Source organism: Sphingomonas yunnanensis (genome assembly GCF_019898765.1).
In the GTDB taxonomy this organism is placed as follows: Bacteria; Pseudomonadota; Alphaproteobacteria; order Sphingomonadales; family Sphingomonadaceae; genus Sphingomonas; species Sphingomonas yunnanensis.
Genome location: NZ_JAIOKB010000007.1, coordinates 162,033 through 188,527, shown reverse-complemented (window position 1 = coordinate 188,527; position 26,495 = coordinate 162,033). Strand labels below are relative to the sequence as shown.

Here is a 26,495-nt window from a genome sequence, read left to right as displayed (position 1 = left end):
GTCACCGCTGGATACCAACGCCGGTTAAGGTGGGTCTTTAGGGAAGGTAGATAGTTGCTGCGCATGAGGAAGTTATGGCGCGTTTGATCCACCGGCTGCGGCAGCTGCGACATTCGGACGAGCGGATCACCGCGGCTGTACGGGCCACGCTGGTCGAGTCGCTCTACGCCTCGCCACGATCGCTGGTGATCGGCGCGCTGACCAGCACCGTGATCGCCGCCGTGGTGGCGGCGGTCAGCCGCGATCACTGGCTCGCCACCTGCGCGACGATGATCGGCCTGGTCGCCGTCGTGCGCATCGCGGACACGGTGCGGCTGCAACGCCAGGCGATGGTGGGCGCGACCGTGCGGCGCCAGGAGCGTGGCTACCGGCTCGGCGCGCTGAGCTATGCCGGGCTGCTCGGGCTGTTCGGGCTGCTCACGCTCACGCGCACCGCCGACGGCGTGCTCCAGCTGCTCGCGGTGACCACCGCGATCGGCTACGCGGCCGGTATCGCCGGGCGCAACGCGGCGAGACCGTCGATCGCATTGACTCAGCTGTGCGGCGCCTCGCTGCCGTTGGTGGTGGGGCTGCTCATCGCGCTCGACCCGCTCAAGGCGGTGCTCGCGGCGGTGATCCTGCTGTTCGTGGTGGCGATGATGGAAATCACGCTGCAGACCTACGAGGCGATCCTGCGCGCCGTCGTCGTCTCGCACGAGAAAGCCGCGCTCGCCGAGCACCATGCCGCCATGGCACGGCGCGACGACCTGACCGGGCTGGCCAATCGCACCGCCTTTCGCGAGCAGTTCGAGGCTCGGCTCGCCGCTATGGAGGCGAGCGGTGGTGCGCTGGCTTTGCTCTGGCTCGACCTCGACCGCTTCAAGGAGGTGAACGACACGTTCGGACATCTCGCCGGCAACGCGCTGCTGATCGCGGTGGCGGAGCGGCTGCGGCGCACCTTCACCGGCAGCGGCACGGTCGCGCGGCTGGGCGGCGACGAGTTCGCCATCGTCTGCGCGCTCGATCATCCCGACGAAGCAGTCGCCATCGGGCGGCGCCTGCTGGGGGTGGTGGGAGAGCCGGCGCAGTGCGATGGCCATCAGCTGCGTTCCAGCGTCTCGGTCGGGGTCGCGGTGGCGCCTCGCGACGGTGCCGACGCCGACACCTTGCTCAAGAACGCCGACCTCGCGCTGTATCGCGCCAAGGAGAGCGGGCGCGGGCAGATGTCGCTCTACGAACCGGCGATGGACGAGAAGATCGAGCGCCGTCGCCAGCTCGCCGCCGAGCTGCACGGCGCGCTCCAGCGCGGCGAGTTCCACCTCGTCTACCAGCCGATCTACGATCTGGCGGGAGAGCGGATCACGTCGTGCGAGGCGCTGCTGCGTTGGACCAATCGCCGCCACGGCGCGGTGTCGCCGGCCGAGTTCATCCCGATCGCTGAGGATAATGGCCAGATCGTCGCGATCGGCAATTGGGTGCTCCACCAGGCCTGCCGCACCGCGAGCGAATGGCCCGCGCATGTCTCGATCGCGGTCAATCTGTCGCCCGTGCAGCTGCGCGCGAGCAATCTGCCGGCGGTGGTGATCAGCGCGCTGGATGCGACGGGGCTGGCCCCGCAGCGGCTGCATCTGGAGGTGACCGAGTCGGTGCTGCTCGAGGATGTCGACTCCTCGCTCGCCGCGCTCAAGGCGCTCAACCGGCTGGCGGTGAACACCACGCTCGACGATTTCGGGACCGGCTATTCGGCGCTCAGTTATCTCACCCGCTTCCCCTTCCAGACGCTCAAGATCGACCGATCGTTCGTCACCGACCTCGACCGCAGCCCCGCGTCGATCGCGATCGTGCAGACCGTGGTCGATCTCGCCGCCAAGCTGGGGATGCGGACGGTCGCGGAGGGCGTGGAGACGGTGGCGCAGCTCGATCAGCTGCGCCGCACGCGCTGTGACGCGGTACAGGGTTATCTGCTCGCGCGGCCGATGCCGGCGGAGATGGTCGCCGCCATGTTCGCCGGCACGCGGCTGCGCGCCGGGACCGGCTAGGCAGCGGCACGCTCGAGCAGGCGGGTCTGCGCGCCGGTCAACCGCCGCATCAGCTTGAGATCCGACTCGCTCAGCCGCAGGGCGGCGTCGGCCCACAGGTCGACCACCGCCTCCAGCTCCGCGAGCGGGAGCGGGTTCACGGCGCGGGATGCCTCGTAGATGGCGCAATGCGCGCTGTGGCGGCGGCGGTTCTGGCGGATATAGTCCGCGACCATGCCGCGTCCGCCGCCCGGCTCCGCGAGCGCGTGGACGAGCCCCATCTCGTACAGCTCCTCCGCCCGATAGGTCCGCCCGCTCAGAATCATCTGCTCGGCGCGCGCGGCGCCGAGCCGGCGCGACAGGAAGCAGTGCGCGCCCATGCCCGGGAACAACCCGAAAAGCGTCTCGGGCAGGCCGAAGCTCGCGCCGCGCTCGGCGATGACGACGTTGAACGACAGCAGCGCCTCGAAGCCGCCGCCCAGAGCGTCACCCTCGACCAGCCCGATCGTGACGATCGGGCGCTCCAACCCGGTCATGTTGCGGTGGAGGATCTGCACGCAGGCGCGCCCGTAGCGCACCAATGCCTCGCGATCGCCCGCGCGGATGTGCTGCGCGAACAGGTCGAGGTCGCCGCCTAGTGAGAAGACTCCGGGAAAGCGGGAGCCGAGCACGATATAGCGGATCGGCATGGCGCCACTCTCACAGGCGAGCGCGATGTCGTCCTGCCAGGAGACGAAATCACGCAGCAGGTCGGGGTTGAAGCTCGGCCGCGTGCGGGGGCGCATATAGGTCCACAAGGTGTCCAGCGCGGGATCGAAGCTCACCTCGAGCTGCTCGATCTCGAATAGCGGACGCGCGGCAGAGTCGACCGAATCGGCGTGCCGGAGACGATGGCGCGACCCGGGGACGACCGGCGGATATTCGGCAGTCATGGTGTTTTCCTCTTCTGGTGCAGCCGGTTGCTGCATGAGAAGAATATCCCGGAGCGCTCGTGGATGCTGTGGCTGTTATGCCTCCGCAATGGTTCGACCGTCATCTTCCTGTAACGCGACCACCTCGAGGTCGAACGATCGCCATCCGCGCTGCTTCGCCGCTTCCGCGGCGGGCGAGCGTTTGGCCAGTGCTGCGCGGTGCGACGGTTCGTGCCCCCAGAATACCTCGGTGCGGCCGTTGTGGAGCTGGGCGACGATACGCCAATAGTGCGTCAGCGGTGCCGCGGTCGGCCCGATCGTCTTGACATAGCCGTCGGAGAGCGTGGCAGTCAGATATCGTTTTCTCTTCGCCATGGCGGTTCTGCCTCCTTCCTTCGGGTCGTCAAGGAGCATGGAGGGGACGTGCGAAGCAACGCTCCTTCCACAAGGGATGCGCCGCCCTGGACACGCCCCCCGACGCCGCCTATCGGGCGCGCCTTCGCGGCCTCTTCCGGGTTTCCGGCCGCGAACTCTTCGATCGAGCCCGTGAGAAGGAAGTTCCTCATGGCGTGGCTCATCCTCGGCGTTGCCGTGGTCACCGAGATTATGTGGGCGCTCAGCGTGAAATGGGCGGCGATGCGTCCCGGACTGCTCGTCGCGGTCCTCCCGGTCGCGCTGAGCTTCGTCAACATGGGGCTGCTCGCGCTGGCGATGCGCGGCCTGCCCGCGGGCACCGCCTACGCGGTGTGGACCGGGCTGGGGGCGGTCGGCGTGACGCTGCTCGGTGTGGTACTGTTCGGCGAGACGCTCAACCTCGCGCAGGTCGGCTTCATCGCGCTGATCATCGTCGGCGTGGTGGGCACCAAATTCTTCGCGTCGGCCTGACGGGGCGAGGCTGAACGCGAGTTTAGACAACCAAGCGGCACCATCGGCGTTCGGCCGTAACCTAGATCAGGAGAGGCCGGCCGGCGTCTCCTCGCCGGAGAACCGCCGATGCGTTTGTTCATGCTCGCGACCGCCACCTGCCTCCTCGCCGCTCCCGCCGTCGCGCAGACGGCGGCGCCCGCCGGCGCATTCCCGCGCAACGACGTCTCGGACCGCGAGCATGGCGGCCCGAGCGCGCAGGCGCAGCGCGCGTCGATCGCGGCGCTCCAGCAGACGCTCACCGAGCTGCAGCAGCTTCAACTCCAGACCAAGCAGGCGCATTGGAACGTCTCGGGCGCCTTGTTCTACCCCCTTCACGAGCTGCTCCAGGACCATTATGAGGGCGTCGGCAAATATGCCGACGAGGTCGCCGAGCGGTTGCTCGCGATCGGCGCCTCCGCCGATGGCCGCGCCAACACGATCGTCCGCACCAGCCGCGTGCCCGAGTTCACGGGCGGCTTCGTCGACGACGCGCAGGTGATCACCTGGTTCGCGCGCTACTATCATGTCGTCAGCGACGAGGTGGGCCAGGGCATCAAGGCGAGCGAGGAGGGCGATCCCACCACCTCCAACCTGCTCCAGGAGGTACAGCACGCCATCGACAAATATCAGTGGCAGATGCGGGCGATGATCCAGCCGACACCGACCGACACCAACGACGGCGCGGCGCTCAACGGCGGCCGTCCCGTCACGATGCAGCGCTGACGCACGACGAAATCCGGCGACAAGCGGAACTGACGCGCACCACACGCACTTAGCGGTGGATCAATGATCCAGGTAAAGGTGCGTGGTGACGAGACTTTTTTTCCTCCACGCGCTGGGTGCGAGTGCGCGCGAATGGGATCGAGTGATCGAGGAACTGGAGGATGTGGGCGAGTGCGTCGCGCTCGATCTGCCCGGCTTCGGCGGTTCTGCAGACGCTGACCTCGACGTCGCGGGACTGGTCGACTGGCTCGCCGGACAGGTCGCCGCGCGGCAGCCGCAGAACTGGGCGGTCGTCGGCCACAGCATGGGCGGCAAGGTCGCGACGCTCGCCGCCGCGCGCGCCCGCGACGGCGACCCGGCGTTCGCCGGTCTCGCCGCGGTGGTGCTGCTCGCCGCGTCGCCACCTGCGCCCGAGCCCATGGCGGAGGAGCGTCGCGCCGAGATGATCGGATGGTTCGACGACGGCCACATCAGCGCCGATGAGGCCGCGACCTTCGTCGACGCCAACACCGCGACGCCGCTGCCCGAGCCACTGCGTTCCCAGGCGACGGGCGACGTCGAGCGGTCCGGCCGTCTCGCCTGGAAGGGCTGGCTGGAGCGCGGCAGCCGCGAGGATTGGCAGAGGGCGGCGGGAACGCTGTCGGTGCCGGCGCTGATCGTCGCTGGCAGCGAGGACGGCGATCTCGGCGAACAGGCCCAGCGGCGGCTCAATCTGCCCCATTATCGCGACGCGCGGGTCGAGGTGGTCGCCGGGGCGGCGCATCTGCTGCCGTACGAACAGCCCGCGGCGGTCGCGGCCCTGATCCGGGAGCATGTCCTACCCGCGTTCGGCCGCGCCTTGCCCGCCCCGTTCGCCGCGCTGCTCGCCTCCGATCGCGTCAGTCGCCGGACGCGCGCCGTGATCATGGAGCGCCATGCCGCGCCGCCGCCGGGCAACGTGTTGTCGCCTGAGCAGCGGGCCGTGCTCGCCGCGCTGGTCGAGACCGTGCTGCCGGGGGGCGCCGACCCCGTCGATCTCGCCGGCAGGATCGATGCGATGCTGACCAGCGGCATCGGCGATGGCTGGCGCTCTGCCGATCTGCCCGCCGACGCCGAGGCCTGGACCTCGGGGCTCGACACGCTCGACCGTCTCGCCGGCGGCTTCGCCGATCAGACGTCGGCGGATCGCGACCAACTCCTGCATGCCGTGAACGACGCTTCCCGCAGCGCCGATGGTGCAATGTTCGACGCAGGCCAGATGCGGCTGTGGTTCGCGGAGGCGCGCGCCGAGATCGCGCGCCAGTGGATGGCGCTGCCGGCGACGATGGCGCGGATCGGCTATGACGGCTTCGCGGTCGGTGGCGATGGCCCACGCAAGCAGGGCTACCGACGCACCGCGGCCGACACGATCGAGGACTGGCAGACGCTGGAGACGCCGTCATGAGCGGGGCGGCCGATACGGTCGACGTCGTCATCGTCGGCAGCGGCGCGGGCGGTGCACCGCTCGCCGCGCGACTGGCGAAGGCGGGCCTCTCGGTCGTCGTGCTGGAAGCGGGGCGCGCCTTCCGTCCGGACGACCATGTCCCCGATGAGCTCGCCGCCGACATCTATTGGATGGAGGAGCGGCTGAGCGGCGGCACCGACGCCACCGCCTTCGGCGCCAACAATTCGGGCATGGGAGTCGGCGGTTCGACCCTGCACTGGGGCGCTTTCTGCCCGCGCCCCGACCCGCGCGACCTGCGATTGCGCAGCGAGAGCGGGCAGGGCGAGGACTGGCCGATCGCGCATGACGAACTGATCGCCTATGTCGATGCGGTCGAGCGCGTCATCGGCGTGTCCGGCCCAGAGCTTTATCCGTGGGACCAGGCGCGGCGCTACGAGCTGCCACCGGTCGCTCGCAACGCGCCAGCCGACGCGATGGCGCGGGGCTGCGCGGCGCTCGGCATCGCTGCCACCGACGCCCCCGCCGCTCTGGTCTCTCGCGATCGGGTACAGCCGCATTGGGGCGAGCGCCGGGCCTGCATCAACTGCGGTACCTGCCACCAGGGCTGCCGAACTGGCGCCAAGGCGACCACCGATACGAGCTGGCTGCCGCTCGCCGTCGCGCACGGCGCCGAGGTGCGGTCGGAGTGTCGCGTCGTCGACATCGAGCGTGATGGCAGCGGCCGGGTGACCGGCGTCGTCTATGTCCGTCACGGTGAGCGCCGACGTCAAGCGTGCCGCGCGCTGTTCCTCTGCGCGGGCGGGGTCGAGACGCCGCGGCTGCTGCTCAACCTCGATCTCGCCAACTCGAGCGGGCAGGTCGGGCGCAACTTCATGGCGCACGTCGCGACACAGGTCTGGGGCCGATTCGACGCCGACATGCGGATGAATCGCGGCTATCCCTCGTCGCTGATCACCGAGGATCTGATGCGCGCCGCGGGTGTCGACCACGCGGGCGGCTATCTCATCCAGAGCCTGGGCGTGATGCCGGTGACGCTCGCCACCAATCTCGCGCGCGGCGCCGGCTTGTGGGGGCAGGCGCTGGTCGACCTGCTCGACGACTATAACCGGCTGGGCGGGATCGGCATCAACGGCGAATGCCTGCCGTCCGACGACAATCGGCTGACGCTGGCGGACGAGACCGACGCCTTCGGGCTGCGCAAGGCGCGGATCGACTTCAGCTACGGGCCGAACGAGCGCGCGATCGACGGGCACGCCCGGCGGACGATGACGGCGATCTGGGAGGCGGCGGGCGCGCGCGACATCTTCGCGGTCGATCGCTCGGCCCATACGATCGGCACGTGCCGGATGGGAAGCGACGGCGACCGCGCCGTGGTCGACGCCGACGGGCGCAGCTTCGATATCGATAACCTCTTCATCTGCGACAATTCGGTGTTCCCCAGCGCACTCGCCGCCAACCCGGCGTTGACGATCATGGCGCTGTCACTGCGCACCGCCGACCGTTTCCTCGCGACGCGGGGCTGAAGGAGAGAGACATGGATCTGGGGATCAAAGGTCGCATCGCGCTGATCAGCGGGGCGGACTCGGGCATGGGCAAGGAGACCGCGCGGCTGCTGCTCGAGGCGGGGGCGCGCGTCGCCATCACCGACAAGCCGGACGGTACGCTGGACGAGGCGGTCGGCGAGCTGTCGCCGCTCGGCGAGATCGTCGCGGTGACCGGCGACGTCACCAAGCCGGACGAGGTCACGGCGATCTGGCGCAAAGTCCGTGAGAGGCTCGGTGAGCCCGACATCTACGTCAACGCCGCGGGCGTCACCGGCGCGACCGGCGACTTCCTCGAGGTCGACGACGCCGGCTGGCTGGAGACGCTCGACATCAACCTGATGGGTGCGGTGCGCATGTGCCGCGAGGCGATCCCGGCGATGCGGCGGCGGGGCTGGGGCCGGATCGTGCTGTTCGCGTCCGAGGACGCGGTACAGCCCTATGTCGACGAGCTCGCCTACTGCGCGTCCAAGGCGGGCATTCTCAGCCTCGCGAAGGGCCTGTCCAAGGCCTATGGCGGCGACAACGTCCTCGTCAACACGGTGTCTCCGGCCTTCGTCGCGACGCCGATGACCGACGCGATGATGCGCAAACGCGCGGAGGAGAGGGGCACCTCCTTCGACGAGGCGATCGCCAGTTTCCTCGAGGAAGAGCGGCCCGGCATGGTGCTGAAGCGGCGCGGGAAGCCCGAGGAGGTCGCGGCGGCCGTCGCCTTCCTCGTGTCCGAGCGCGCGAGCTTCATCAACGGTGCCGGCATTCGCGTCGATTCCGGCTCGGTCTTCACGATCGCGTGCTGAGGGGGCGGAACCGGCGTCCGCGCTGCTCACCTGCGGACGGGACACTGCGGCACTGACCTTCGAGCGGGAGCTTGAGCGCCGGCGGTAGCGGCCGCTCCAGGCGACAACTGGAGCGATCTTCGCAGACCGCCGGCGCACACCTTACCGCGGGACGGCCGCGCGTAACGAACACTTTCCCCGCGGGTTTCTAACCCATATTAAGGATTTCACGGCGTCGACTCGATGCCGCTAGGGGACATCGAGACTTTGCCCGACTTCAAGGAAGAGGCGCGCATCATTCGTGAGCTGGTGCGCGCGGGGAATGGGCCGGACCCGTTCTCCTCGGCGGTGCGCACCACGCGCATGCCGATGCTCATCACCAATCCGCGCCAGCCGGACAATCCGATCGTCTTCGCCAACGCGTCTTTCGCACGGTTGACCGGCTATGACCGCGCCGAGATCATCGGCAGGAATTGCCGCTTCCTCCAGGGTCCCGCGACCGATCGCGGTGAGGTGGCGCGTCTGCGCGCCGCGATCGAGCTGCGCAAGCCCGTCGAGCTCGAGCTGCTCAACTATCGCAAGGACGGCACGACCTTCTGGAACCGCCTGCTGGTGTCTCCCGTGTTCAGCGACGACGGCGTTCTGACCTTCTTCTTCGCCTCGCAGTTCGACGTCACCCACGAGCGCGAGCAGCTCGTCCGCCTCCAACGCGACCGTGACGAGCTGGAGGCGGAGGTGTCGCGCCGCACCGCTGAGCTGCAGGCGAGCGAGCAGCGGCTGCGACTGGCGCTGGAGGCGGGGCGGCTCGGCACCTGGAGCCTCAACCTGGAGACGCGGCACCTGATCGCCTCGGACAGCTGCAAGGCGATCTGCGGCCGCGCTCCCGGCGACTCGCTCAGCCTCGAGGAGTTGCAGGCGACGATCCACCCCGACGATCGCGCGATGCAGGCGGCCGCGATCGAGCGCGCGATCACCGAGGGCACGATGCTCGACGCGGAATATCGCCTCACGCTGCCGTCGGGTGAGGAGCGCTGGGTGCAGGTACGCGGCCAGGCCAATCATCGCGCCGACGGCACGCCGATCGCGCTCGTCGGCACCACGCAGGACATCACCGAACGGCGGCGCGACCAGGGTCATCGCGCCCTTCTGGCGCGCGAACTCAGTCATCGCGTCAAGAACACGCTCACCTCGCTGCAGGCGGTGGTAGCGCAGACGATCCGCCGCGCCAGCTCGCTCGAGGACGCGGGCGAGTCCATCGCCGCGCGGATCCAGGCGATGGCCGCGGCCAACGAGTTGCTCGTCAGCGAGGCGTTCGCCAGCGCGTCGGTGCGGGACCTGCTCGAGCGCACGCTGGCGCCGTTCGGCATCGAAGACGGCCAGCGCTTCGTGCTGAACGGCCCGGCGATGAGCCTGCCGCCGCACCTCGTCGTCGCCTTCGCGCTGGCGCTCCACGAGCTTGCCACCAACGCGACGAAATATGGCGCGCTCTCCAACGCCGCCGGCGTGGTGGAGGTGAAGTGGGAGCGGATCGATCGCGCCTCGCCCGCTTTGCTGCGGCTGAGCTGGATCGAGCGCGCCGGCCCGCCGGTGGTCGCACCCGAGCGCAGCGGTTTCGGCACCCAGCTGATCCGCCGCGTGCTCGCGAGCGAGACGGGCGGCAGCGCCGACATCGACTATCGTCCCGAGGGTGTGATGTTCACCGCGGTGCTGCCGCTGTCGCCGGACTAGGGCGAGCCGCCGTCGTCACGCAGGCAAGCCCCTCCCTGTCAGGCGGGGGTGGGGTGGGCCCATCCAGCAGCGTCGCGTGTTTGGAAGCGCCCCGCCCCCAACCCCTCCCCTGAAGGGGAGGGGAGCGGCTTCACCGGACATCGCCGCCCGTCGCTACCCACAACGCATTCTACCCAGCGAGCGATCAACGACGTCAGCGCTCCTCGTGCCGTCGCCTCAGATCTGCGAGTAAGCCGTCGGGCTGAGGATCTGGTTGTCCGCGGCCGAGGTGATCTCGGGGTCGGTCAGCCCGGGCGTCGTGATCAGCTTGCGCCAGGCCGGGTCGGAGCCGAACGTCGCCCAGTTGCGCTCGCGCGTCGCCAGATCGGGGAAGGTGAGCAGGTAAGTCAGGCTCGGCAGGTGGGCACCGGTCAGATCCTGCGCGAAGAAGACCGGGGCAAGCCCGGTGCGGCGGAAGATGTCGATCTCGCCGCCGGTGTCGAACATGTCGATCTTGGTCGTGCCCGCGCGCTGGTTGTGGCTGTAATAGGTACGCAGCTCGAAGATCCGCGCCTTGTTGCCCGCCGTCGCTGCCGGCAGCTCCACGCGCGGGAAGTGCGGGAAGGCGCGCATGAGCTTGACGTCGAGCGCGACGAAAGGCGGCGCGTCCGGCGTGGTGCCGAGGAAAGGCGCCGCCGCTGCGGTGTAGCGAGCGTCGGCGGCAAGCCGGTCGGGCAGCGCCGCGAAGTCGGCGATCGTCGGGTGCGGCACCAGCACCTGGAGCCCCGGCGTGCCATAACCGATCGCGACCGTGAAGACGCCGATCGGCCCGCAGCCGGCCCGGCGCGCGGCGGGGATGAAGGCGTCGCGCAGATAGGTGTCGAGCCGTTCGCGCATGGGCCCGCGCACCAGGTGATAGGTGCGCAGCTCGTATAACTCCGGCGCGGTCGACGCGGCGGGCCGCTGCGCGCTCGCCGCGCCGCTGGCCAGCGTCATGCCGCCGATGGCAGCGCCCGCCAGCAGCGAGCGTCGTTGGATCGCCTGCGTCATTCTGTCCTCTCCCCAGCCCCTATGTCGGTAGGAGCCGAAATGACGCGCTTCGTCAATCCGTTACGCTAAGCTGCCGGCGGTGACCCGCGTTCTGAGCGATACATCGCGGCGTCGCGGCGCGATCGGCGTCGACTAGACGCTCGATCGGCATGTCGCCGATCGGGCCGGGCGACTGGTCGCGCGCCTCATGGGCGAAGAGCCAGCGGCCGACCAGACCGCCGACCACCGCGCCGAGCAGCGGCGCGGCCCGGAACAGCCACAGCTGCTGCCGCGCCCAGCCGCCGACCAGCAGCGCCGGGCCGGTGCTACGCGCGGGATTGACGGACGTGTTGGTCACCGGGATCGAGATCAGGTGGATCAGGGTCAGCGCCAGTCCGATCGCGACTGGGGCGAAAGGCGCGGGCGAGTGCGCGTCGGTCGCGCCGAGGATCACGACGAGGAAACCCGCGGTGAGCGGCGCCTCGACGAGGAAGGCGCTGGCGAGATCATAGCCGCCGGGCGAGTGTGCGCCGTAACCGTTCGCGGCGAGCCCGCCCGCGGCGAGGTCGAAGCCGGGTACGCCCTAGGCGATCGCGGCGATCACCGCGGCGCCGAGCGTCGCACCCACCAGCTGCGCCGCGACATAGCCCGGCAGGTCGCGCGCCGCGAAGCGTCCCGCCACCGCCAGGCCGACGCTCACCGCGGGGTTGAGATGGCCGCCGGAGATGAAGCCTACGGCGAAGGCCATGGTGAAGACGGTGAGCCCGAACGCCAGCGAGACGCCGACGAGCCCGATCGAGCCGGGCACCGCGCTGCCGGCCGGGAGCACCGCTGCGCCGCAGCCGCCGACGCCGAGCCAGAAGGTGCCGAATGCCTCGGCCGCGAGCCGTCGCGCGGCTGCGATCGGGCGGGGCCGGCGAGCGAGCGTGACGGTCATGGCGGTCTCCGCGGACGAGAGAAGAAAAGCGGGGAAGCGAGAAGAGGGCGGGGCGAGGCGCGCGCGGGGCGCCTCGCCCCGCGCGGTCACTTGCCGCGCAGCGTGTTGATCAGCGCGATCCCGAGCACCCCGCCCAGCGCCGCGGCGGTGAACGGCCGTTCGTGGATGAATTGCCGCGCGTAGTCGATCGCTGGACGGATCGTATCCTCCACCGCATGCTTGGCCTCGCCGAAGCTCTGCCGCGCCTGGCCGCCGAGCTGATCGGCCTTGCCCTCGGCGCGCAGGCTCCTGTCGCCGATGGCGCTGCCCAGGCCTTCCTTGATCTTGCCGCCGAGGTCGGTCGCGGCGCCGGCGAGGGTATCCGTGTTCATCGGTCGTCTCCTTCATTGAAGTGCGGGTTGAACGGCGCAGGACGCGGTGCCGCGGTGCGCTCCGTGGCAGGTCCCCTCGTCAGGTCGTGATCCATCGGGCCTCGCTCCAGCAGCCGCGCCACGACGCGCCCCGCCGCCTCGCGACCGCCCAGCCCGAAGGCGAGCGCCGCGGCGACCGCGACCGCGCCGAGCAGCAGCCCGAACGCCATGTTGATGATGTCGTCGGCCAGCCCCATGAAGCGCAGCCCGATCGCGGTGCCGAGCACGATGATCGCGACCCGCACCAGCGGCGCGGCGGCGCGCGCGCCGCTTTGGCCCTGACCCTCGACGACGCGGGCGACGAGGCGCGCGATGATCACCGCGGCGAAGATGATGATCGAGCCGAACACCACCTGACCGAACAGCGTCAGCACTTCGGCCATGATGCGCGAGCCGTAGGCGAAGTCGAGCTGGCGGAAGGCCTCCATCAGACCGAAGATCAGCACTGCGACGAAAGCGCCCTTGCCGACGAGCGCGGACGGCCGGAGATCGGCGCTCGCCGCACCCAGCTCGCTCGCGGTCGCCTGCGACCAAAGGCCGGTAGCACCGATCGCGCGATCGAAGCCGGTGGTGCCCAGGAACTGGGTCAGCAGTCGGGACGCGAACTTGCCGATGGCGTAAGCGACCGCGAGGATCAGCGCGGCGGCGATGACGTGCGGGATCGCGTCCAGGATCAGCCGCAGCATCGCGGTGGCGGGCTGCGAGATCGCGGCGATGTTGAGCGTGTCCAGCGCGGCGATCGCGACCGGGATGATGATCAGCGCGAACACGGTCGCGCCGAGCGTGCGCGGCAGCATCGACGGGTCGGTCGGGGCGCTGTCACCCAGGCTGGTCGAGAAGCGCTCGACGTGGCTGGCGGTGACCACCGCCTCGACTGCCTTGCGTGCGACCTTGGCGAGCACATAGCCGAGGAAGAAGATCAGGCTCGCGCCGATGATGTGCGGCACGGCCTGGCCGAAGCCGCGCAGCATGTCGCCGAGCGGTCCGGTGGCGCCGGTCAGCCCGAGCGGCTGGACGGCGAGGAACAGCGCGATCAGCAGCACGACCCAATAGGCCGCGTCGCCGACCTGGACGCCGATGCTGTCGGGATGGCGCTCGCCGAGGTCGGCGGCGTTGGCGTGGCGCGCCAGCGGCGTGCGATTGACCAGTTTGGCCACCGCCCATTTGATCGCGCGTGCGGCGAGTCAGCCGATCAGCAGGATGACGAGCGCCGCGACGATGCGCGGTCCCCAATCCTCGACATAATAGAGCAGGCGCGAGCCGATCTCCCGGCCGTTCGACACGACCTGGCCGCCCGCGTAGGTGACGTCATTCATGGGTTAGAACCCCCTTCGGTGAAACGGAATTGCCGCGTCAGAGCGCAGGCGGCGAGGTGACGATGCCGCAGCCCGCGGCGGCGCGGGCCACCTCGAACGGGACCTTGGGATCCTTCACCTGACCGGCGACCCGGGTGAAGTCGCTGACGGTGAAGCGCCCGGGCGTGGTATCGCCCTCGCGCGCGGCGCGCGCGGCGCGACCGAGCTGCTGGAGCTGACCGAGCGAGAGATTCTTCTCGAGGTGTTCGCCGACGCAGTTCGACTGGTCGGGAGCGAAGCCGTATCCTTCCAGCGACGACGCGATGCGCGCCGACGGATCGACGCACGCCGAGGTGGTGCCCAGAAGGGCCAAGCACAGCGCGGTGGATACGAATGTTCTCATGGTACATCTCCCCTGTTGGGGGAAGAACCACGTTAACCTAGATTGTTTCCTGGTAGTTATGCACCGGTTGGCTCGTCTTTTTACTTCATGCAAGCGTCAGACGGTGAGGAACAGCGCGTGCCACTCTCGTGCGGCCAGGTGTACCACCTTCCATCGTGGCACGCGGTGCTGGCGGCATAGTGCCAACACCTCGACGCTTCATAGACGTCAAGAACATCGCCCTCGACGGCGCCGGCGATCGGTCAGCAGTGCAGGAGCGAGCGAACGCCTGGCTATGGATCGCTCAGACGCCGCCCACCGGCATCGCGCGGCCGATCGCGGCGGTGACGCTCATCGCCAGCGCGCCGAGCAGCGTGACGCGTGCCACACCGCGGCCGATCGGCGCGCCGCCCGCGCGCGCGCCGACGGCGCCGAGCAGCGCGAGCAGCAGCAGGGCGACGAGTGGCACCGCCTGGGTCACCCGCTCGCGCCCCACCAGAGCCGCGGTCAGCACGGGGGCGACCGCGCCGACCGTGAAGGCCAGGGCCGAGAACAGCGCCGCCTGGCCGGGGCGCGACCCGCTCTCGTCGGCGAGGCCGAGTTCGTCGCGGCGATGCGCGCCGAGCGCGTCATGCGCCATCATCTGCTCCGCCACCTGCCGCGCCAGCCCCGCCTCGACGCCGCGACGGACGTAGATCGCGGCGAGCTCTGCGGTCTCCGCCGCGGGTGCGCGCTCCAGCTCGGCCGCCTCGCGCGCGAGGTCGGCGCGCTCGGTGTCCGCCTGCGAGCTGACCGAGACATATTCACCCGCCGCCATCGACAGCGCGCCCCCGGCGAGCGCCGCCGCCCCGGCGAGCAGCACCCCCGGCGCGCTCGCGCCCGGCGCCGCGGCGACGCCGACGATCAGGCTCGACACCGAGATGATCCCGTCGTTGGCGCCGAGCACCGCGGCGCGCAGCCAGCCGACCCGGTGGACGAGATGGTGTTCGATCGCGTCGCTCATCCGCTCTCCTTCTCAACACGCGCCGCGCGGCGGCGCTCGACCCAGGCGTAAAGGCTGGGGAGCAGAAGTAACGTCAGGATCGTCGAGGTGACGATGCCGCCGATCACCACGGTCGCGAGCGGCCGCTGCACCTCGGCGCCCGCACCGGTCGCGATCGCCATCGGCACGAAGCCGATCGAGGCGACCAGCGCGGTGGAGAGCACCGGCCGCAGCCGGTCGCGCGCGCCATGCCGCACCGCTTCCTCGACGTCGACCGGCTCGCCCTCGCGACCGTCGCGCAGCGCATTGATATGGTCGATCAGCACCAGCCCGTTGAGCATCGCGATCCCCGACAGAGCGATGAAGCCGATCGCAGCGGTGATCGAGAAAGGCATGCCGCGCAGCCACAGCGCCAGCACCCCGCCGGTCACCGCGAACGGGATGCCGGTGTAGACGATCGCGGCCTCGCGCACGCTGCCGAGCGCGGCGTAGACCAGCGCGAAGATCAGCACGAGCGCGGCGGGCACCACGATCGCCAGTCGCCGCTGCGCCGCCTCGAGCTGGTGATATTGCCCGCCGAACTCGACGCGATAGTCGGGTGGCAGCCCCACCTTGCCGCCCAGCGCGGCGCGCGCGCGCGTGACATAGCCCTCCAGATCGCTGGTGGAGAGATTGACCATCAGCGCGGCGCGGCGGTTGCCGTCATCGTGCAGGATCGGCTCGACCATGCGCGTCTGGCGCAGCCGCGCGACGCGTGACAGCGGCACCAGGCCATAGTCGCCGACGCGCAGCGGCAAGGACAGGATCGCCGCCGGGTCGGCGCGCAGCGTCTCGTTCATGCGGATCACGATCGCGTGGCGCGCGGCGTCGTGCGGGATGAAACCGACCTCGGCGCCCGCGATCGCGTCGGTGATCGCGCGGTTGACTTCCTGCGTGCCAAGCCCGAGCCGCAGCAGCGCGGCGCGGTCGAGCTCGACCACGATCGTCTGCGGCCGACCGGCGGTCTCGAACTCGACGCCCTCGGTGCCGGGCAGCCGCGCCAGGATGGCTTTAGCCCGGACGGCGGCGCGCTCGAGCACGTCATAGTCGTCGCCGTAGAACTTGACCGAAACATCGGCGCGGACTCCCTCGAGCATCTCGTTGAAGCGCATCTCGATCGGCTGCGCGAACTCGAAGTTCTGGCCGGCGTAGACCCGCCGCGCGACGCGCTCGATCCCGGCGATCAGTTCCGGCTTGGTGCGCGGCTTGCCATCACCTTGCGGCCAATCCTTCTCGGGCGCGTAGAAGACGTAGAGGTCATTCTCATTCGGCGGCATCGGATCGGTCGCCACCTCGCTCGTGCCGATCCGCGAGAAAGTGTGTGTCACCTGCGGGAAGGCGCGGCGTATCGCCAGCTCGGTGCGCTGCTCGATCGCGAGGCTCTGCTCGAGCGAGAGGCCGACCGGGCGGTACACCATCGCGGTGATCGCGCCCTCATCGAGCTGGGGCGTGAACTGCGAGCCGAGCGAGCGGAACGCCAGCGCGGTGCCGCCGAGCAGCGCGAGCGCGGCGAGCACCAGCAGCAGCGGGTGCGCCAGCGCGCGCTCGAGCAGCGGCGCATAGCCGCGCCGGGCATAGCCGATCACGCCTCCGGGCGCGCGCTCGTCGCCGTCCCCGCGCGCGGGCGCGCGCAACAGCCAGGCCGACAGCGCCGGCACGATGGTGAAGGTCCAGGCGAGACCGGCGACGATCGCCAGCATCACCGCCTGCGCCATCGGCTGGAAGAGCTTGCCCTCGACCCCGCCCAGGCTGAGCACGGGCACGTAGACCAACGCGATGATCGCGATGCCGAAACAGGTCGGCCGCGCCACCATCCGGGCCGCATGGGCCACCGTCTCGCGGCGCTCCTCCGCGGTGAGTTCCTCGCCCTTGTCGCGGCCCCGCGCGGCGAGCAGGCGCAGGCTGTTCTCGACGACGACGATCGCGCCGTCGACGATCAGCCCGAAGTCGAGTGCGCCCAGGCTCATCAGATTGCCCGACACGCCGATCGCGTGCATCCCGGTGACGGTCACCAGGAAGGCGAGCGGGATCACCAGCGCCACGATCAGCGCCGCGCGCCAATTGCCCATCACCACCAGCAGCACCAGCGCGACGAGCAGCGCCCCTTCGCCGAGGTTGCGCTCGACGGTGTGGATCGTGCGGTCGACCAGGTCGGCGCGGCTGTATTGGCGGTCGATCACCATGCCCCGCGGCAGCGCGGCACTGACGCCGGGCAGCGCGTCCTCGACACGGAGCGCGACCTGGCGGCTGTTCTGCCCGACCAGCATCATCACCGTGCCGAGCACGGTCTCGCGCCCGTTCTGCGTCGCCGCGCCCTGCCGCGGCGCGGCGCCGATCACCACGTCGGCGAGGTCGCGCACCTGTAGCGGCAGCACGCCGCCCGCGAACTTCACGGGGATCGAGCCGATCTGCGTCGCGTCCATGACGCGCGCGTCGGTGCGGACGGTGAAGCGCTCGGCGCCGCGGCTGACCACGCCGCCGCCCGCATTCTCGACGTTGCGCCCTACCGCCTCGGCCAGCTCGGCGGCGGTGACCCCGTGCAGCGTCAGCCGGCGCGGGTCGGGCTCGACCACGAACTGGAGCTCGAGTCCTCCGTTCGAGTTGACGTCGGCGACTCCCGCGACCGAGCGCAGCATCGGGCGGACGGTATATTCCTGCGCCTCGTACAGCTCCATCAGCTGCTGCTGCGGCGACATGCCGGCAGGAGGGTGACGCCACTCGAGCGTGTAATAATAGATCTCGCCCAGCCCCGTGGTGATCGGCGCGAGCTGGGGCGTGCTGCCCGCGGGCAGCTGGTCGCGCACCGCGGCGAGTCGCTCGGTGACGAGCTGGCGCGCGCGCAGCTGGTCGGTGCCGTCCTTGTACAGCAGCGTGACCTGGCTGAGCCCGGTCTTGGTGAGCGAACGGGTCTGGTCGAGGCCCGGCTGGCCGCCCATCGCGCGCTCGACCGGCAACGTCACCAGCCGCTCGATCTCCTCGGGCGCGAGCGCGGGCACCTGGGTGTTGATCTGTACTTGCACCCCGGTGATGTCGGGGATGGCGTCGATCTGCAGGCTGGCGAACGACCATAGCCCCAGCGCGGCGACGACCGCGCCGAGCAGCGCGACCGCGAGGCGGTGGTGGGTCACCCAGCGGAGCAGCCGGTTCATCGCGGCAGCGGGTCGCCGCCGTTGAGCGCGCGCAGCTGGAGCAATGCCTCGATCGCCTCGCGCCGCGTGTCGAGCACCGCGGCGGTGGCGTCGACATAGGCCTGCTGCATCTGCGTGTAGGTCGCCAGCGGGATCGCGCCGAGACGATAGTTGCGATCGGCGTCCGAGGCCGCGGCGGCGAAGCGGCGCGGCGCCTCGTCGTCCCAGCGCGCCAGCGCCGCGCGCTTGGCCTCATATTGCGCGGACTGGTCGAACACGTCGCGCGCGACGCGACGCTCGGCGCTGACCAGCGTGGCATTGGCCTGGGCCTGGCGCCCCTGCTCGGCGGCGACCTCGCCGGCCTGGCGGTTCCACAGCGGGATCGTGGTCGACAGCCGCACGCCATAGTTGGTCTCGCGGATGTCGGAGCGCGCGCGATCATAATAGGGGCCGACGCTCACCACCGGCACGCGCGCCTTGCGCGCGAGATCGACGCGCAGCCCCTGCTGCTCGAGCTGGGCGCGGAGCGCGCGAAGCTCGAAGTTGTTCTCGCTCGCCGCGGCGGCCAGCGTCGCGCCGGCGGGCAGCGCGGGCAGGCCCATGTCGGGCCGTACGACCCGCAGCCGCGCCGCGAAGGGCTGCCCGCGTAGCTGATTGAGCTCGTACAGGATCGAGTTGGCCTCGGCGTCCGCGCCGGCGGCGGTGCGCTCGGCGCTCACCGCGCCGGCCTCCAGCGCGGTCGCCTCGAGCACGGGCGAGGGGCCGGCGGGATCGCGCGACACGATCACGCGCGCCAGCGTGCGCATCCGCGTCGCGACGGTGCGCGCCGCCGCGGCCTTCTCGTCGGCGGCGAACAGGCCGTAGCCGAGCGCGCGCGCGCGCGCCGCCAGCGTCGCATCGAACTGGCGCAGCCCGAGCTCGGCGAGCCCGAGCTGGCGCTCGGCGATGGCACGGCGCAGTGCGATCCGGCCGCCGAACTCGATCGGCTGCACCACCGAGACCGCGTAGGTGACGCCCTCACCGGTGAGCGCGCCGCTGGTCAGATCCTGCGCACGGCGCTGGCCGAACTCGACCACTGCCTCGGGATCGGCCCAGCGGCCCGCCGCCTGCTGTTCGATCCGCGCCGCGGCGATCTGGCGCTCGTAATATTGCCGCTCGGGGTTGTTGGCGACGACGTCGCGCGCGAGTGCGTCGAGCGACAATGCCGTCGCGGCGACTGTCTGCGCCGCTGCGGGCGCGCCGGATGCCAGCGCGGGCAGGGCCAGGCAGCGCAGCATTGCGGGCGCGACACGGCGCATCGATGACCTCCGTTCTCTCGCCCCGCTCCCTGCTAGCGGCGCGACGGGGGCGTCGTCGACTAAATCCCGGTTCAGGATCTGAACTGCTATTCAGTTGATTCACTGTGCCGGTCGGACGCACACCCGGCAGGTGACGCGGATCCTGCTCCTCGAGGATGACGCCGGCACGGCGACCGAGATCCTGCTCGAGCTCGCCGCCGCCGGCCATGAGGCGCTCCACCGCAGCACGCTCGCGGGGGCGGGAGAGGCGATGCGGGAGAGCGCGATCGACGCGATGATCGTCGACCGGCAGCTGCCCGACGGGGACGGGCTCGACCTGATCGCCGCGCTGCGCGCCGAGGGCCGGCGCACGCCGGCGCTGGTGCTGAGCGCGCTCGGCAGCCTTGACGACCGCGTGCGCGGGCTGCGCGCCGGCGGTGACGATTACCTGCCGAAGCCGTTCGCGCTGGTCGAGCTGGTGGCGCGGCTCGAGGCGCTGCTGCGCCGCCCTGAGGAAGGGCGCGCGACGCGGCTGATCGTCGGCCCGCTCGACCTCGACCTGCTCGGCGGCACCGCCACGCGCGCGGGACGATCGCTGGGGCTGCTGCCGCGCGAACTCAAGCTGCTCGACTATCTGGCGCGGCGGCCGGGGCGGATCGTCACGCGCTCGATGCTGCTGCAGGACGTGTGGGGTTACACGTTCGAGCCCAACAGCAACGTCGTCGACGTGCATATGGGCCGGCTCCGCCGCAAGGTCGACGGCGATGGCGAGCCCGCACTGATTCGCAACGTGCGCGGGCAGGGGTATGTGTTCGATGTTCCGGGCTGACCCGGTCGCGCGCACCGGCTGGCGCTGGGGCGGTGCGCTGGCGGCGATGCTGGTCTTCCAGTCGCTCGTTCTGACCGCGATCTTCTGGGGCTTCGCCAACGACAATCACCGGCGCGCGATCGAACACGGGCTGGCGGACGACTGCACCTTCTTCGCGCTGACCCCCTCCGAGGAGCGCCCCGAGGAGCTGCGCGAGCGGCTCAGCCGCGACATCCACCGCGAACAGTTCCTCGCGTTGTTCGATCCGCGCGGGCGACTGATCGCGGGCAATGTCGCGCGGCTGCCGGCGGCAAGCGGCGTCGGGCGCTCGATCGTCGCCGCGGTGGCGCCGACCGAGCTGCCCGGGCGGACCAGCGACGTCGCGCGGCTGACCGTCTGCGCGATGCCCGACGGTACCCGGCTGCTCACCGGAGTCGACCTCGACGACGCCGAGGAGGCGCTGCGGCTGGTGTGGCGCTCGCTGCTGCTGGCACTGGTGCCGGGGCTGCTGCTCGCGCTCGGTGTCGGGCTGATGCTGGGGCGCCGCGCCGCGCGCCAGGTCGACGCGGTGCGGCGGCTGACGGCGCGGATCGTCGCGGGCGATCTGCGCGAGCGGCTGCCGGTCGGTCGCCGTCCCGACAGCGTCGGGCTGCTCTGGGCGCAGGTCAACGCCATGCTCGACCGGCTCCAGCTGCTCGTCGCCGACGTGCGCGGCATCGGCGACGATATCGCGCACCAGCTGCGTACCCCGCTGACGCGGCTGCGTGCCGGCCTCGAGCGCGGCCTGCGCGAGGCAGGCGATCCGCGCGCCTTCGCGGCGGTGATCGAGCGCGCTCTGGCCGAGATCGACTCGCTGCTGGGTGTCGTCGCCGCGCTGTTGCGGCTGCGCGAACTGGAGGATCACGAGCGCCGCAGCCGCTTCGCCGCGGTCGACCTCGCTCGGCTGATCGAGGACGCGTGCGACCTGCACCGCCCGCTGGCGGAGGATCGCGGCATCGCGCTTCTCTGCCAGGTTCGCGCGGCGGCGACGGTGCGCGGTGACGCCAGCCTGCTGATGGAGGCGGTCGCCAACCTCATCGACAATGCGATCAAGTTCGGCCCCGCCCCTGGGAAGGTGACGGTCGCGCTCGACCGCGACGACGCGGGCGTCACCGTCACCGTCGGCGACGAGGGTACGGGTGTCGCCGCAGCCGAGCGCGCGCTGGTGACCCAGCGCTTCTACCGCGGCCGCGGCGCGATCCGCGGCACGGGACTCGGGCTAGCGCTGGTCAAGGCGATCGCGGACCTGCACGGCTTCACGCTCCGCTTCGCCGAGCGGGGCAGCGCGGCACAGCTGGTCTGCACCGAGAAGGCCGAGCCACTGATCCCGCTGGTCTGAGGCGCGAACCTGGGCTCCGGCGTCCGCCGGAGCACTGCTCATCACTGAGCCGACGCGCTCTGACGGCGCCTCAGACGTCGAGGTTGGCGACGCTGAGCGCGTTCTCCTGGATGAACTCGCGGCGCGGCTCGACCACGTCGCCCATCAGCCGGGTGAAGATCTCGTCGGCCACGTCGGCCTGGTCGATCGCCACCTTGAGCATCGAGCGGTTCGACGGATCGAGCGTGGTCTCCCACAATTGCTCCGCGTTCATCTCGCCGAGACCCTTGTAGCGCTGGATCGCGAGGCCCTTGCGCCCCGCCGCCAGGATCGCGTCGAGCAGCTGAGACGGCCGCGCGACGAGCGACTCGCCGCGCCCGACCGTCACCGTCTCCTCGCCCTCCTCGTCGGTGGCGATCGCGTCGGCGGGCGTCTCGACCGCGCCGCCCTTGACGGGGATCAGCTTGGAGGCGTGCGCGAAGCTGTCGGCCTGCTCGGCGGCGAGCGTGTGGAGCTTGCGCGCCTCGGTCGAGGCAAGGAACGCGGGCTCGACGATATGGTGGTCGGTCACGCCGCGCCACAAGCGCTCGAAGTGGATGCCACCCTCGTCAGTGAGTCGCGCGCTCCAGGTCGCTTCGCTGTCGCCCTGGTCGAGCCGGCGAGTCACCTCTGCCACCGCGGCGGCGCGCGCCTCGCGCGTCAGCTCGGGCGCGAGCGCGCCGCCGAGCGCGAGCGTCTCGATGATGACCGGATCGTAGCGCCGCGGCACGTAGCGCATCAGGGTGCGCATCCGGCGTGCATGCTCCACCAGCGGGCGCAGGTGCGCGCCGGTCAGCGCCTCGGCACCGCGATCGAGCGCCATGGCGGTGAGGCCGGCCTCGACCAGATATTCGTCGAGCGCGGCGTCGTCCTTGAGGTACACTTCCGACCGCCCGCGCGTCGCTTTGTAGAGCGGCGGCTGCGCGATGTAGAGATGGCCGGCATCGATGATCTCGCGCATCTGCCGGTAGAAGAACGTCAGCAGCAGCGTGCGGATATGCGCGCCGTCGACGTCGGCGTCGGTCATGATGACGATCTTGTGGTAGCGCAGTTTCTCGAGCTTGAAGTCGTCGCGGCCGATGCCGGTGCCCATCGCCTGAATCAGCGTGCCGATCTCCTTCGATCCCAGCATCCGGTCGAAGCGCGCGCGCTCGACGTTGAGGATCTTGCCGCGCAGCGGGAGGATCGCCTGGAAGTGGCGGTCGCGCCCCTGCTTGGCCGAGCCGCCGGCGGAGTCACCCTCCACCAGGAACAGCTCGGACTTGGCGGGATCGCGCTCCTGGCAGTCCGCCAGCTTGCCGGGCAGCGAGGCGATGTCCATCACCCCCTTGCGCCGAGTGAGCTCGCGCGCGCGCTTGGCCGCCTCGCGCGCCGCGGCGGCGTCGATGATCTTGCCGACGATCGCGCGCGCGTGCTGCGGATTCTCCTCGAGCCACTCGGCCATCTTGTCGGCCATCAGGCTCTCGAGCGGCTGGCGCACCTCGGACGAGACCAGCTTGTCCTTGGTCTGCGAGCTGAACTTGGGATCGGGCAGCTTGACCGAGACGATCGCGGTGAGCCCCTCGCGCATGTCGTCGCCGGTGAGGCTGACCTTCTCCTTCTTCAGCAGCCCCGACTTCTCCGCGTAATTGTTGAGCGTGCGGGTCAGCGCCGCGCGGAAGGCGGCGATGTGCGTGCCGCCGTCGCGCTGCGGGATGTTGTTGGTGAAGGCGAGGACGTTCTCGTAATAGGAGTCATTCCACTCCAGCGCGACTTCGATCGTCACCTGATCGCGGGTGCCAGCGACCGAGATCGGATCGGGGAACAGCGGCTGCTTGTTGCGATCGAGATAGCGGACGAAGGCGGCGATGCCGCCCTCGTAGAACAGCTCGACCTGCCTCGGCTCCTCGTGCCGCGCGTCGGTGAGGAACAGCCGCACGCCCGAGTTGAGGAAGGCCAGCTCGCGGTAGCGGTGCTCGAGCTTGTCGAAGTCGAACTCGGTGATCTTGAACGTGGCGGGGGAGGGAAGGAAGGTGACGCGCGTCCCCTTCATGCCCTCGGCCTTGCCGACCACCTTGAGCGGCGCGACCGCGTCGCCGTGGGCGAAGCGCATGTAATGCTCCTCGCCGTCGCGCCAGATCGTCAGGTCGAGCCACTCCGAGAGCGCGTTGACCACCGATACGCCGACGCCGTGCAGCCCGCCCGAGACCTTGTAGGCATTGTCGTCGCTGGTGTTCTCGAACTTACCGCCGGCGTGAAGCTGGGTCATGATGACCTCGGCCGCCGAGACGCCCTCCTCGGGGTGGATGCCGGTGGGAATGCCGCGACCGTTATCGGTCACCGACACCGAGCCATCGGCGTTGAGCGTGATGTCGATCCGGTCACAATGGCCGGCGAGCGCCTCGTCGATCGCGTTATCGCTCACCTCGAACACCATGTGGTGGAGGCCCGAGCCGTCGTCGGTGTCGCCGATGTACATGCCGGGACGCTTGCGCACCGCGTCCAGGCCCTTCAGCACCTTGATCGAGGAGGCGCCATACTCGCTGGAATTCTGCTGTTCTGCCATAGCGGGCATATAGGCATGGCGCCCCCCTAACGGAAGCGAAATGGCGGCCGCTCAGCCGAGGAACTGGTCGATCCGCGCCAGCACGCGGTGGCGTATCGGGTCGGCCTCGCGCAGCAGCTCGTGGCCGCGGCCGGGCAGCAGCTCGATCTCGCCGAGCGGGAGGATCCGGGCGGCGCGCGTCACCGCACGCGGCGACACGATCGGGTCCCGCCGCGACACCAGCAGCAGCACGCGCGTGTCCACCGCGGCGAGCGCGGCGGGGCGCAGCCGGGCGATCGAGGCGCAGGCGGCGCGGGTCCAGCCCCAGCTCGGCGCGCCCGAGGCGATCTGCGGGTGGTTCGTCTTCCACCAGACCTTGTCCGCCTGACGCTCGGGGCAGGAGGTCATACGCCCGCCGACGTTGCCGGCGTCGCCCTCCCACACCCGCCGCTCGCTGCACCCCGCGCGTGAGGCCGCGGCGGCGAGGGCGGCGATCGCCGGCGTGCCGAGTGGTCCGGCGCGGAGCCCCAGCATGGGGGACGACAGCACCGCGGCGTCGAGGCGGACACGCTTCTCGGCGAGCAGCCGCAGCAGCAGGTGCGCGCCCATCGAATGTGCCACCACGACCGACACCGGTCGCGCCGCCACGAACTCCGCGAGATCGTCGAGCAGCGGGTCGAGGCTGTCGAGATGGTTGACCAGCGGATCGCCCCCGATCCGTCCCGAGCCGCCCTGGCCGCGCCAATCGAAGCCGGTGATGCTCCACCCGCGGCCGCGCCAATGCGCCATCGCCTCCAGGTATTTCTCGGCGAAGTCGCCGCGCCCGCCGAGGAACAGCAGACGCCCCCGCGGCGCCGGCGCGGGCCAGTCATAGGCGCGCAAGTGCCAGCCGTCGCGCGCGCGCCACGCCGTGAAGGCGAGGTCGGGCGGGTGGCGGCGGCGATCGAGCATCGCTCAGCCCTCCGGGCGCTGGCGCAACGATAGAAAGAGCACCGCCGCTGCCAGCATCGCGCCGGCCCCGAGCGCGAGCGCGAGGTCGTAGGCGCCCGTCGCGTCGCGCAGTCGCCCGAAGCCGATCACGCCGGCGGCGGTGCCGAGCAGCGCGATCACCAGCAGCGAGCCATAGGTCTCGCCGTAGGCGCCGACTCCGAACAGCCGCGCCGCGAAGAAGGGGAGCAGGTCGTTCTCGGCGCCGTTCATCAGCCCGGCGAGGAAGACGATCAGCCACAGAGCGGCGAGACCGGGCGCGCGCAGCTCGAGCAGCGCGAAGCCCGCCGCGGACAGCAGCGCCACCGCGGCGGCGACGCGATGGGGAGCGAGCCGATCGACCAGCGCGCCGATCGCGACGCGCGCGACCAGCTGCGCGCTGCCGAAGGCAGTGACGAGCAGCGCCGCCTCGCTGGTACCCAGCCCGCGCTCCAGCCCTAACGGCACGAGCTGGGTGACCAGCCCCACGGTGGCGAAGTTGACGCAGAAGGCGGTCAGCCCCAGCCGCCAGAAGCGCCCCTCCCGCCGTGACGCGCGTGCGCTCGGGCCGGGCGGAACGTGGTCGGTCGTCGCGGATGCGGCGCGGCGCAGCGCGAGCAGTGTCACCGGCAGGGCGATCAGCGCGGCATAGGCCGCGAGCACCGCGAAGCCGCTGCGCCAGCCGTGTCGGGTGATCGCGGCGCCGACGATCGGTGGCATCAGCAGCGTCGCGATCGACAGGCCGGAGGTGGCAACACCGAGCGCCAGCCCGCGGTGCGCCACGAAGCGGGCCGCGATCGGCCGGCCGTAAGCGACCGCGCTGGTCCCCGGCACGCCCAGCGCGAGACAGAGGACAAGGATCTGATAGTGCCACAGCTCGCCCGCCATATGGGTGAAGGCGAGATAGGTGGCGGCGAGCAGCAGCAGCGAGAAGGTGATGACGGGGATCGGTCCGGCACGGTCGGTGGCGCGGCCGAACAAGGGAATGACGACGCAACCGAGCAGGCCGATACCTGCCGCGGTGGCGATCTCGCCGCGGGTCCAGCCGAACTCGGCGATGAGGCCGGGAATGAAGAGGCTGGAGAGGTTCTGGAAGAGCCCCGGTCCCGCGCCCATGCCGACCAGCCCGCCCAGCACGAGCGGCCAGCCCGCGCGCCACTCGGCGCCGGCGCGGTGATTCGGTATACCCATCTGGGTCGAGTCCTAGGACGGTTGGCCGCGCGGCGACCAGCAGCGGCATAGTAAATTCTGGTCCGTCTCGGGGCGAATGTCGGGCGGGATGTGATGTGGGGCTGCGACGGAATCACGCTCGTCCGGCGAGAAGCGATGACTGGTTGG

22 protein-coding genes and 1 pseudogene are annotated in these 26,495 nt (G+C 70.6%); 9 read left to right on the top strand and 14 right to left on the bottom strand.

Translation table 11 applies throughout. From position 1 onward, the window contains the following. The first annotated feature begins 74 nt into the window (after window positions 1–74). The gene (locus K7957_RS17470; protein WP_223013695.1) at window positions 75–2,018 is read left to right on the top strand and encodes a putative bifunctional diguanylate cyclase/phosphodiesterase; all 1,944 of its coding nucleotides are present in this window, start codon (window positions 75–77) and stop codon (window positions 2,016–2,018) included. Here K7957_RS17470 and K7957_RS17465 read toward each other — a convergent pair. Both K7957_RS17465 and K7957_RS17460 read right to left on the bottom strand, forming a co-directional pair. Then, entirely contained in the window at window positions 2,015–2,929 is a 915-nt protein-coding gene (locus tag K7957_RS17465; RefSeq protein ID WP_223013693.1) for a crotonase/enoyl-CoA hydratase family protein, read from the bottom strand. The genes K7957_RS17470 and K7957_RS17465 overlap by 4 nt on opposite strands. A 75-nt stretch (window positions 2,930–3,004) precedes the next feature. Further along, window positions 3,005–3,283: a hypothetical protein gene (locus tag K7957_RS17460; RefSeq protein WP_223013691.1), complete on the bottom strand. Its 279-nt coding sequence runs from the start codon at window positions 3,281–3,283 to the stop codon at window positions 3,005–3,007. 189 nt (window positions 3,284–3,472) lie between these two features. Between K7957_RS17460 and K7957_RS17455 the strand changes: the two genes are divergently transcribed. From K7957_RS17455 to K7957_RS17430, 6 genes are all read left to right on the top strand, one after another. Continuing rightward, window positions 3,473–3,793 (top strand): DMT family transporter, encoded by a 321-nt coding sequence (locus K7957_RS17455; RefSeq protein ID WP_223013689.1) that lies wholly within the window; start codon window positions 3,473–3,475, stop codon window positions 3,791–3,793. A gap of 108 nt (window positions 3,794–3,901) precedes the next feature. Next, complete coding sequence (locus tag K7957_RS17450) at window positions 3,902–4,537, top strand: Dps family protein (protein ID WP_223013687.1); 636 nt, start codon at window positions 3,902–3,904, stop codon at window positions 4,535–4,537. An 85-nt stretch (window positions 4,538–4,622) separates the two neighbouring features. Beyond that, window positions 4,623–5,960, top strand: coding sequence for an alpha/beta hydrolase (locus tag K7957_RS20705; protein ID WP_223013685.1), 1,338 nt, complete (start codon window positions 4,623–4,625; stop codon window positions 5,958–5,960). Beyond that, window positions 5,957–7,483 (top strand): GMC family oxidoreductase, encoded by a 1,527-nt coding sequence (locus K7957_RS17440; RefSeq protein ID WP_223013683.1) that lies wholly within the window; start codon window positions 5,957–5,959, stop codon window positions 7,481–7,483. Before K7957_RS20705 ends, K7957_RS17440 begins: the two co-directional genes overlap by 4 nt. Window positions 7,484–7,494: 11 nt before the next feature. Continuing rightward, window positions 7,495–8,298, top strand: coding sequence for an SDR family NAD(P)-dependent oxidoreductase (locus K7957_RS17435; RefSeq protein WP_223013681.1), 804 nt, complete (start codon window positions 7,495–7,497; stop codon window positions 8,296–8,298). 222 nt (window positions 8,299–8,520) lie between these two features. Further along, the gene (locus K7957_RS17430; RefSeq protein ID WP_246617215.1) at window positions 8,521–10,005 is read left to right on the top strand and encodes a PAS domain-containing protein; all 1,485 of its coding nucleotides are present in this window, start codon (window positions 8,521–8,523) and stop codon (window positions 10,003–10,005) included. 216 nt (window positions 10,006–10,221) lie between these two features. Here K7957_RS17430 and K7957_RS17425 read toward each other — a convergent pair whose 3' ends face one another. The 9 genes and pseudogenes from K7957_RS17425 to K7957_RS17390 all read right to left on the bottom strand — a co-directional run bounded on the left by K7957_RS17425 (window position 10,222) and on the right by K7957_RS17390 (window position 19,484). After that, a complete protein-coding gene (locus K7957_RS17425) occupies window positions 10,222–11,034 on the bottom strand; it encodes an NIPSNAP family protein (RefSeq protein ID WP_223013679.1) in 813 nt (270 codons plus the stop codon). A gap of 52 nt (window positions 11,035–11,086) precedes the next feature. Then, window positions 11,087–11,950: pseudogene (aqpZ, locus tag K7957_RS17420) on the bottom strand (aquaporin Z). Between the two features lie 86 nt (window positions 11,951–12,036). Then, window positions 12,037–12,321, bottom strand: a complete 285-nt coding sequence (locus tag K7957_RS17415; protein ID WP_223013677.1) for a CsbD family protein — start codon at window positions 12,319–12,321, stop codon at window positions 12,037–12,039. Beyond that, window positions 12,318–13,529: a mechanosensitive ion channel gene (locus K7957_RS17410; protein WP_343228446.1), complete on the bottom strand. Its 1,212-nt coding sequence runs from the start codon at window positions 13,527–13,529 to the stop codon at window positions 12,318–12,320. The genes K7957_RS17415 and K7957_RS17410 overlap by 4 nt, the downstream gene beginning before the upstream one ends. 15 nt (window positions 13,530–13,544) lie before the next feature. After that, the gene (locus K7957_RS20600; protein WP_281422888.1) at window positions 13,545–13,676 is read right to left on the bottom strand and encodes a hypothetical protein; all 132 of its coding nucleotides are present in this window, start codon (window positions 13,674–13,676) and stop codon (window positions 13,545–13,547) included. Between the two features lie 37 nt (window positions 13,677–13,713). Beyond that, window positions 13,714–14,058, bottom strand: a complete 345-nt coding sequence (locus K7957_RS17405) for a hypothetical protein (protein WP_223013673.1) — start codon at window positions 14,056–14,058, stop codon at window positions 13,714–13,716. A 283-nt stretch (window positions 14,059–14,341) separates the two neighbouring features. Continuing rightward, entirely contained in the window at window positions 14,342–15,040 is a 699-nt protein-coding gene (locus K7957_RS17400) for a VIT1/CCC1 transporter family protein (protein WP_223013671.1), read from the bottom strand. Beyond that, window positions 15,037–18,207, bottom strand: coding sequence for an efflux RND transporter permease subunit (locus K7957_RS17395; protein WP_223013669.1), 3,171 nt, complete (start codon window positions 18,205–18,207; stop codon window positions 15,037–15,039). Before K7957_RS17395 ends, K7957_RS17400 begins: the two co-directional genes overlap by 4 nt. Then, entirely contained in the window at window positions 18,204–19,484 is a 1,281-nt protein-coding gene (locus K7957_RS17390; protein ID WP_223013667.1) for a TolC family protein, read from the bottom strand. The genes K7957_RS17395 and K7957_RS17390 overlap by 4 nt, the downstream gene beginning before the upstream one ends. A 130-nt stretch (window positions 19,485–19,614) precedes the next feature. Here K7957_RS17390 and K7957_RS17385 point away from each other — a divergent pair, with 130 nt between their 5' ends. Together K7957_RS17385 and K7957_RS17380 are read left to right on the top strand one after the other, a co-directional pair. Then, on the top strand, window positions 19,615–20,292 hold the full coding sequence (locus tag K7957_RS17385; RefSeq protein WP_223013665.1) for a response regulator transcription factor: 678 nt from the start codon (window positions 19,615–19,617) through the stop codon (window positions 20,290–20,292). Further along, on the top strand, window positions 20,279–21,649 hold the full coding sequence (locus K7957_RS17380; protein ID WP_223013664.1) for a sensor histidine kinase: 1,371 nt from the start codon (window positions 20,279–20,281) through the stop codon (window positions 21,647–21,649). Before K7957_RS17385 ends, K7957_RS17380 begins: the two co-directional genes overlap by 14 nt. A 70-nt stretch (window positions 21,650–21,719) precedes the next feature. On the opposite strand, the gene gyrB is transcribed toward K7957_RS17380, so the two are convergent. From gyrB to K7957_RS17365, 3 genes are read right to left on the bottom strand one after another with little or no spacing between them, the layout of a single operon-like run. After that, window positions 21,720–24,212 (bottom strand): DNA topoisomerase (ATP-hydrolyzing) subunit B, encoded by a 2,493-nt coding sequence (gene gyrB, locus K7957_RS17375; RefSeq protein WP_223013662.1) that lies wholly within the window; start codon window positions 24,210–24,212, stop codon window positions 21,720–21,722. Window positions 24,213–24,263: 51 nt separating this feature from the next. Beyond that, window positions 24,264–25,142, bottom strand: a complete 879-nt coding sequence (locus tag K7957_RS17370; RefSeq protein WP_223013660.1) for an alpha/beta hydrolase — start codon at window positions 25,140–25,142, stop codon at window positions 24,264–24,266. Window positions 25,143–25,145: 3 nt separating this feature from the next. Beyond that, window positions 25,146–26,348 carry an MFS transporter gene (locus K7957_RS17365; RefSeq protein ID WP_223013658.1) on the bottom strand — a complete coding sequence of 401 codons (1,203 nt, stop codon included), beginning with the start codon at window positions 26,346–26,348 and terminating at the stop codon, window positions 25,146–25,148. Window positions 26,349–26,495: the final 147 nt, after the last annotated feature.